The 6,657-nt window shown below is 72.7% G+C and carries 8 protein-coding genes; 4 read left to right on the top strand and 4 right to left on the bottom strand.

The window, feature by feature from the left end; genetic code table 11:
* The first annotated feature begins 10 nt into the window (after nucleotides 1-10).
* Nucleotides 11-139 carry a hypothetical protein gene (locus tag MBA17_RS30270; RefSeq protein ID WP_238500153.1) on the top strand — a complete coding sequence of 43 codons (129 nt, stop codon included), beginning with the start codon at nucleotides 11-13 and terminating at the stop codon, nucleotides 137-139.
* Between the two features lie 34 nt (nucleotides 140-173).
* Here MBA17_RS30270 and MBA17_RS30265 read toward each other — a convergent pair whose 3' ends face one another.
* A complete protein-coding gene (locus MBA17_RS30265) occupies nucleotides 174-995 on the bottom strand; it encodes an SAM-dependent methyltransferase (protein WP_455432883.1) in 822 nt (273 codons plus the stop codon).
* Nucleotides 996-1,351: 356 nt separating this feature from the next.
* Here MBA17_RS30265 and MBA17_RS30260 point away from each other — a divergent pair, with 356 nt between their 5' ends.
* A complete protein-coding gene (locus MBA17_RS30260; protein ID WP_238500143.1) occupies nucleotides 1,352-2,578 on the top strand; it encodes a cellulose-binding domain-containing protein in 1,227 nt (408 codons plus the stop codon).
* 51 nt (nucleotides 2,579-2,629) lie between these two features.
* On the opposite strand, the gene MBA17_RS30255 is transcribed toward MBA17_RS30260, so the two are convergent.
* The 3 genes from MBA17_RS30255 to MBA17_RS30245 form a co-directional block, all read right to left on the bottom strand.
* Nucleotides 2,630-2,917: a Fe-S cluster assembly protein HesB gene (locus MBA17_RS30255; RefSeq protein ID WP_238500142.1), complete on the bottom strand. Its 288-nt coding sequence runs from the start codon at nucleotides 2,915-2,917 to the stop codon at nucleotides 2,630-2,632.
* Nucleotides 2,918-3,022: 105 nt separating this feature from the next.
* Nucleotides 3,023-4,093, bottom strand: coding sequence for a hypothetical protein (locus MBA17_RS30250; RefSeq protein ID WP_238500141.1), 1,071 nt, complete (start codon nucleotides 4,091-4,093; stop codon nucleotides 3,023-3,025).
* Between the two features lie 38 nt (nucleotides 4,094-4,131).
* Nucleotides 4,132-4,923, bottom strand: coding sequence for an acyl-CoA thioesterase domain-containing protein (locus tag MBA17_RS30245; protein ID WP_238500140.1), 792 nt, complete (start codon nucleotides 4,921-4,923; stop codon nucleotides 4,132-4,134).
* 111 nt (nucleotides 4,924-5,034) lie between these two features.
* On the opposite strand from MBA17_RS30245, the gene MBA17_RS30240 reads away from it, so the two are divergent.
* Together MBA17_RS30240 and MBA17_RS30235 are read left to right on the top strand one after the other, a co-directional pair.
* Complete coding sequence (locus MBA17_RS30240) at nucleotides 5,035-5,649, top strand: DUF1707 SHOCT-like domain-containing protein (RefSeq protein ID WP_238500139.1); 615 nt, start codon at nucleotides 5,035-5,037, stop codon at nucleotides 5,647-5,649.
* A gap of 68 nt (nucleotides 5,650-5,717) precedes the next feature.
* Nucleotides 5,718-6,566 carry a universal stress protein gene (locus tag MBA17_RS30235; protein ID WP_238500138.1) on the top strand — a complete coding sequence of 283 codons (849 nt, stop codon included), beginning with the start codon at nucleotides 5,718-5,720 and terminating at the stop codon, nucleotides 6,564-6,566.
* The last annotated feature ends 91 nt before the right edge of the window (nucleotides 6,567-6,657 follow it).

Raw genomic sequence — 6,657 nt, 5'->3', positions numbered from 1 at the left:
CGGCCAGACCGTGACCGCCCGCGGCCTCCCCTACAACTCCACCCTCGCCCCCGGCGCCACCACCGCCTTCGGCTACCAGGCCACCCGCCCCAGCGGCAACACCCAGACCCCCACCACCTACACCTGCGCAACCAGCTGACACACGCCCTGGGGGTACGGCGACCGCCGTACCCCTAGGGCTTGCGGCCCACGCCGGCGTAGATCCACATCTTCGTGGGATCCACGGTGCGGGCGATCTCGGGGCGCCAGTCGGGGGCGGTCACGAGGCCCGGCTCGACCAGGTCGTAGCCCGGGAAGAAGGCGAGGACGCCGGCCCGGTCACGAGCCACCCACGGGGCGCCGGCCGCGGCGGAGTACGCGGCCACCCTGGTGACCTCGGCGGGGTGGAACTCGTTGGTCAGGTGGGAGACGGCCAGGTGGCTGCCGGGGGCGAGCCGGCCGGCGAGGTATTTGACCGCGCCGGCCGGGTCGTCGTACTCGGGGACGTAGTGCAGCACCGCGACGAGGAGCAGCCCGACCGGCTGGGAGAAGTCGATCAGCCGGCGCAGGGCGGGGTCGCCGAGGATGCGGTCGGGCTCACGCAGGTCGGCCTGGAGAAACGCGACGTTCTCGCTGGTCGCGAGCAGTGCCTCGCCGTGCCTGGCGACGATGGGATCATGGTCGACGTAGACCACCCGGCTGTCCGGCGCGACCACCTGGTGCACGTTCTGCCGGGCGGGCAGGCCCGAGCCGACGTCGATGAACTGCCGGATCCCCGACTCGGAGAGGAAGCGGATCGCCCGCCCGAGGAACCTGCGGTTCTGCCTGGCCATGGCCCGCATCTCGGGAGCCAGCCTGAAGACCTTCTCGGCCGCCTCGCGATCGCAGGCGTAGTTGTCCTTGCCGCCGAGCGCGTAATCGTACATCCGAGCGGAACTCGGGATGGACGAGTCGGTGCTGGGAGGAACGGGACGTCCCTCTGCCAAAGGATGCCTCCGAGGTGGTTCGGGTACCACAGAGTTTACACGGGCATGATCAGCGCCACCCCGAACAGCGAAATGCCCGGAAGAACTTCCGGCACCTCACCGGAGAGCGGCCGGGCGCCTCCACGAACCCGTCCCCGCGCACCGCCTCACCTGGAGGCCGAAGGCCCCGCCGGTGCCGGAGGGCAGGTGCGCGGTGAAATTTTCACGGCCTCCGGGCGCGCTCGCCGTACCAGGGCCGAGGGAGGAGCGGCTGGTCAGGGGTGCGTAGCCGCCGCCAGAGCCGGGGCACGGCGAGGGGCGAAGTCCTGTACGGCATGCGGGAATGCGCCTACCTTGCAGGGGTCTTCCGGGGGGAGCGCCGGAGGCGGTGGCGAGGAGGCCCCAAGGTGTCGTCGAGCCGGACCGGCCGCATGCTCAGGCACGGCCTCGCCGTACTGTGTGCCGTTCTGTCCGGTTCCCTCGCTGCCGGGGCGTCCGGTTCCCCTGTCGCCGGGCCTGTCGTCGGGGCGTCCGGCCCCGCCGTCACCGCGACGTTCGCGGCCGTGCGGGAGACGCCCGGCTGCCAAGCCGTGTACATCTCCAGCCGGTGGGCGGGCGGGTTCACCGGCGGCGTGAAGGTGACGAACCTCGGGCCCCCGCTGACCGGCTGGCGGCTGGAGTGGGACTTCGCCGACCGCGGGCAGCGCGTGACCCGAGGCTGGAACGGCGTGTTCGCCCAGGAGGGCGGCCACGTCACCGTGACCGGAATGTGGTGGAACTCGGGGCTGGCGACCGGTGACGCGGTGAGCCCGGGGTTCAACGGCTCGCTCGCCGGGCGCAACCCGGACCCCGTCTCCTTCCGGCTCAACGGCGTCGCCTGCGCCGGGCTCGCGCCGCCGCCGGCCCCCGGCCGCTGGAACCCGCCGAAGAGACTCGCCGGCCCGCTCGGACAGGTGTGGCGGCACGTCGAGAGCACCTACCCCGACCTGTACGGCGCCCGGAACCGCGGCTGGGACCAGATCATGGCGAACCGGGGGAGCATCAGCTACTGCGTGCGGTGGGACTCCGCCGCCAAGGTGTCCGCGGAGTTGCGCGACCGGATCCACGCCGCCCTGGCACGCCAGTTCGGCAAGTGGACGGACGCGCTGACCGGCTGGGACTCCTGGCCGTACGAGAAAGTGCCGGTGCGGGTGGTCGGCTGGGCGGTGCGCGACCGGTCGGCGCTGGAGTGGCGTGACGACTCCGTCGAGGTCCACGTCAACGCCGCCGCCGAGTGCGCCCTCGCCTGCAGCAGGTTCTCCCACCAGGACGGCGACTACTCGGGCTGTCCCGGCGGGGCCGCGCGCCACTACGACCTGTCGCTCTGGCTCACTTCGGGCTTCCCCGGAGGCGCCGGCGGCGACTGGGGTCAACGGCTGGGCAGCGAGTATCTCGTCGGTGCGCTGGCCGAGGAGGACATCCCCGTCCTGCAACACGAGATCGGCCACACCTTCGGCCTCGACGACTTCTACGACTGGGACCCCGGCGTCGGCGGCTTCCTGATGAAGGCGGGCAGCGCCGGACGGGTCACCGAGTTCGACCGATGGATGCTCAGGGACTGGTGGCGGCACCTGAAGAGCCGCTACGGCTACTGAAAAAGGACGGCGCCCCCCGGTGACGGGCAGGGCGCCGTCCCTTCCTGGCAGTCAGGCGGGCTGTTCGCCCAGCCGGAACGACGGGCTGCCCTGCGGGTCGACCTCGGCGTCGAGCGACTTGGTCTCCAGCGCATCGGCGGCCACCGGGTCGAGGAAGACGCGCGCCCCCTCGACCTCGATCACCTGATCCGCGGCCGCGGGCCCCTCGGAGATGGAAAGCACCAGAGATCCCGCCTGGTCCGCTTGAGACGCGATGCGGATGCCCGTGTCCTCCGAGTCGGTCGACTGCGCGGTGAGGTCGCGAATCACCTGCACGGCGTTGTCGGTAAGCGTGAGCACTATGACTCCTCGTCATGGTTGGTTGGGATTCCGTTCCGCCTTGCCCGCTCTCAACCCGCTCACACATCCACAGCAGAAGTTTTTAACCCGCACCTATCAACCGTTCTAGCGTGACCAGGCCGGAAGGTAGGTGTCGACCGCCGTCTCGACCGGCTCGATCCACTCGGCCGCGACGCCCCGGCGCTCCAGCGCGAAACGCACCCAGCGGCGCAGCGCCCCGGGCAGCCGGTCCCGCTGCTCCGGCTCCAGCGTGGCGCCGGCGGGCAGCCGGTCGCCGAGGAAGATCGCGACCCGGCCGGGGCTCCAGGCGAGCGCGCCGGGGGCGAATCGGGCGTCGCCGTAGTCGAGGAACAGTCCGGCGAGGGCCCGATCGACCGGGTCGTCACCGGCGAAGTCGTCGATGAGCCGTTGCCGGTCGTCAGCGGGCAGCGGCGACCAGTCGGGCCAGCCGGGCAACCGGTCGCGGCTGCGGGACCAGGCGAGCGCGCGCAGCGCGATGAGGCTCTCCTCCGCGCGCGGGGGCGCCAGGTCCGTCTCGCGCAGCGCCCCGGCCAGCTCGGCGAGCACCTCGGACGGCTCCGCCGGCCGCAGCGGCATCGGCACGTCGCCGCTCGCGCGAAACTCCTCCCACCGGGAGGCCGCGCCGGGATCGAGGACGTCGAGCCTGGCCAGGGAGGTGCCGCCGTCGTCGTGGATCACCGCCATCAGCGTGTGCGAGCCGTACTCGACCAGCAGGACGCGCTCGCTCTCCCACACGTCGACCGCGCGCCACGCGCCGGTCGGGACCCAGGCGGGGGCCTGGGCCCAGGGCGGGGCGGGTTGCGAGATCGACAGGATCGCCGCGGCCTCGGTGAGCATCCGGCGCTCGCTCTCCGGCGCGACCCGCAGCAGCGCGGCGACGGCGGCCATGCCGAGCGGGGTCGGCCCGGCGGTGGCGCGGCCCGCGACCTCGGTGCACACCAGGTGCTCGGCCTCGGTCTCACCCGGCGGCGCGGCCTGCCGTACCTCTCCGAGCCACTCGCTCGCCCACAGCTCCGCGGGGAGCACGTCGTCGACCTGCGAGATCCGGCGCGCGTCGAGCAGGATCTGCTCGGACAGGCGCAGCCGGGCCACGGCGCGCTGTGGTCGCTTCGGACGTCCCCGCCCCGCTGGGCGGCCTCGGCTCTTGGGGCTCATGCCCCGAGTCCATCACATCCCGGTGCCGCCGCGTGACATCACGTCCCCATGCCGCGGTTGGCGACCGCCGTGACCGCGCAGTAGCCGATCGGGCCCGACTCGTCGTGGATCGTGCACTGCCCGATCGCGACGCCCTCGTCGCCGAGATGGCCGGTCGCCTCCAGCCCCACCGTCTCGCCGAGCGGCAGCCTGCTGAGGTAGAGGGTGTAGTCGGCGTTGATGTACTGCAGGCCGTGGGTGCCCGCGTTGCTGAGCGGGCTGGCGAAGTCGGCGGCCAGCGCGGTGCGCACCAGCGGTGAGACCGGCTCGCCCGCGACCAGCGGATGGGTCTCGCGGACCCACGCCCGCCGCCCCCGCTCGCCGTCGATCGGCCACAGGTCGAACGGCGGCCGCCAGCTCCCCTGGCGCTGCCCCCGCCACCCCCGGGGCTCGCCGAGCAGGTCCGGTGTGAGGACGTCCCACGCCTGGGTGGTCAGCACCTCGCCCGTCGGCTGCTCGCCACGGCGCAGCAACACCAGGCTCGCCCGGCCGACCGCGCCCCGCTCAGAGGTGATCTCCGCGTCGGCCACCCTGATCCGGCGGCCGTCCCTGACCCGTGTGGTCGTCACGCGGAGCGGCACCAGCGGGCTGTTGCGGAACATGTCCACCGTGAGACGCGCGGCGTGCAGCCCCTCCTCGGCGTGCCCGGCTTCGAGCGCGCGCGCCGCCAGGCCGCCGACCAGCCTGCCGTGCAGCATGTCGGGCGCCCACGGGCCGCGTGCGGTGGGGGAGGGGATCAGTTCCTCCCCTTCGATCGTGAAGAACGCCGGGTGATCGTCCGTCTCCGCCATTGAGTCCTCTTCCGTACAGCTCCGCGCCTTGCCGCAGCAAATCCTAGAACATCGCTCGGTTAGGGGAGTCAGGGTGGGCTATTCATCCCAATGAGTACTATCGTGTTCGGCATGGAAAACCCCCCTGAGCGCCGTGATCCCGCATCGGGCTTGCGTGCGTCCGACAGCAACCGGGAGCAGGTGGCCGGGCTGCTCGGCGAGGCGCTGAGCACAGGGCAGCTGAGTCATGACGAGTACTCCGAGCGTCTCGACTCCCTCTACGCGGCCAAGACCCTGGGCGAGCTCGAAGTGATCACCCGAGACCTGCAACTGGAGCCCCGGTCTGCGCCGTCCGCCGTGCCGTACGAGCCGACGCGGGACGGCGCCGACACCGATCACCTGCTGGCGGTCTTCAGCGGCTCCTCGCGGAAGGGCCGCTGGCGGGTGCGCCGCCGGATCAGGGGACTGGCCATGTTCGGTGGCCTCGAACTCGATCTGACCGACGCCGTCTTCGAGTCGCGCGAGGTCGAGATCACGGTGTTCGCGATGTTCGGCGGGGCCGACATCCGGGTGCCCGACGGGGTCGAGGTGCGCTGCCAGGGCATGGGCATCTTCGGCGGGTTCGACGTGCACGGCGGTCCCACGATCGACCCGGCGGCGCCGGTGGTCGTGGTCAAGGGCCTGGCGATCTTCGGCGGCGTGGGCGGCAAACCGCGCAAGAACAGGAAGCGCGACTCCGGAGCGTGACGAGGATCACCCGGACGGTGCTCGCGACGGCCGGTGTCATGCCGCGTTGAAAGGGCATGACACCGATCATGGACGAGTGGATTCTGGTCGCGACCGACGGCTCCGAACCTGCGGCGGCGGCCGTGACCTGGGCCGCCGACCAGGCCGTGCTCTGGCGGCGGGGGCTGCGCATCGTGCACGTGGCCGGGCCCGCCGGCCTCAGCGCCCCCTTCGGCGACATCGCGGGGCTGGCCGAGATCATGTCACGGGAGGGCCTGGACATCCTCCAGGCGGCGGCCGAGGCCGCACGGCAGCGCGCGCCGGGCGTGGAGGTCAGCACCCGGGCCCTCGCGGGCGCGGTCGTGCCCCTCTTGATTAAGGAGTCGGAAGGGGCGAGCGAGACGGTCGTCGGCAGCCGGGGCCGTGGCGGCTTCACCGGTCTGCTGCTGGGATCCGTCAGCCTGGGGATCGCCGGCCACGCCTCCGGGCCGGTCGTCGTCGTGCGCGAACCGCCGGCCCCGCCGCGCGGCGTGGTCGTCGTGGGCTTCGACCTGTCGCCGCACTCCGAGATCTCCCTGGGGTACGCCATGGAGCAGGCCCGGGTGCGGGGCGCCACGGTCAGGGCCGTGCACGCCTGGCAGCTCCCGGTGTCGCCCACCATGGCCGAGTATCCGGACCTCACCAACGAGGCCATGGCGGCCGAGTTGCGCGCGGCGGGGGAGGCCCTGGTGCCGTGGCGGGAGAGGTACCCGCGGGTGCCGATCGAGGAGGTGCTGGTCCCCGGGCATCCGGTGCCGGCCATCGCCCGGGCCGCGGCCGACGCCGACCTGGTCGTGGTCGGCTCGCGTGGCCTCGGCGGGCTGCGCTCGGCCGTCCTCGGCTCGGTCGGGAACGGCGTCCTGCACGGCGTCACCGCTCCGGTCGCGGTGGTCCGCTGATCTGTGGTTCTCCTGGCCCGTGCGTCGTACGCGGTGGCCCGCTGACGGCGTCGGCGTCCCCGGTGTCGGCGTCATGGGCGCGGTGGCCCGC

This window comes from Dolomitihabitans soli, from assembly GCF_022213955.1.
Classification (GTDB): domain Bacteria; phylum Actinomycetota; class Actinomycetes; order Streptosporangiales; family Streptosporangiaceae; genus Streptosporangium_A; species Streptosporangium_A soli.
The sequence above is the reverse complement of the archived record's forward strand: the minus strand, read 5'-3'. Positions and strand labels throughout refer to the sequence as shown.

Excerpts from the sequence above, each read along its gene's own strand:
- MBA17_RS30250 (WP_238500141.1), bottom strand. The coding sequence starts at position 4,093 with ATGAGCCCCAAGAGCCGAGGCCGCCCAGCGGGGCGGGGACGTCCGAAG.
- MBA17_RS30240 (WP_238500139.1), top strand. The coding sequence starts at position 5,035 with ATGGAAAACCCCCCTGAGCGCCGTGATCCCGCATCGGGCTTGCGTGCG.
- MBA17_RS30245 (WP_238500140.1), bottom strand. The coding sequence starts at position 4,923 with ATGGCGGAGACGGACGATCACCCGGCGTTCTTCACGATCGAAGGGGAG.
- MBA17_RS30235 (WP_238500138.1), top strand. The coding sequence starts at position 5,718 with ATGGACGAGTGGATTCTGGTCGCGACCGACGGCTCCGAACCTGCGGCG.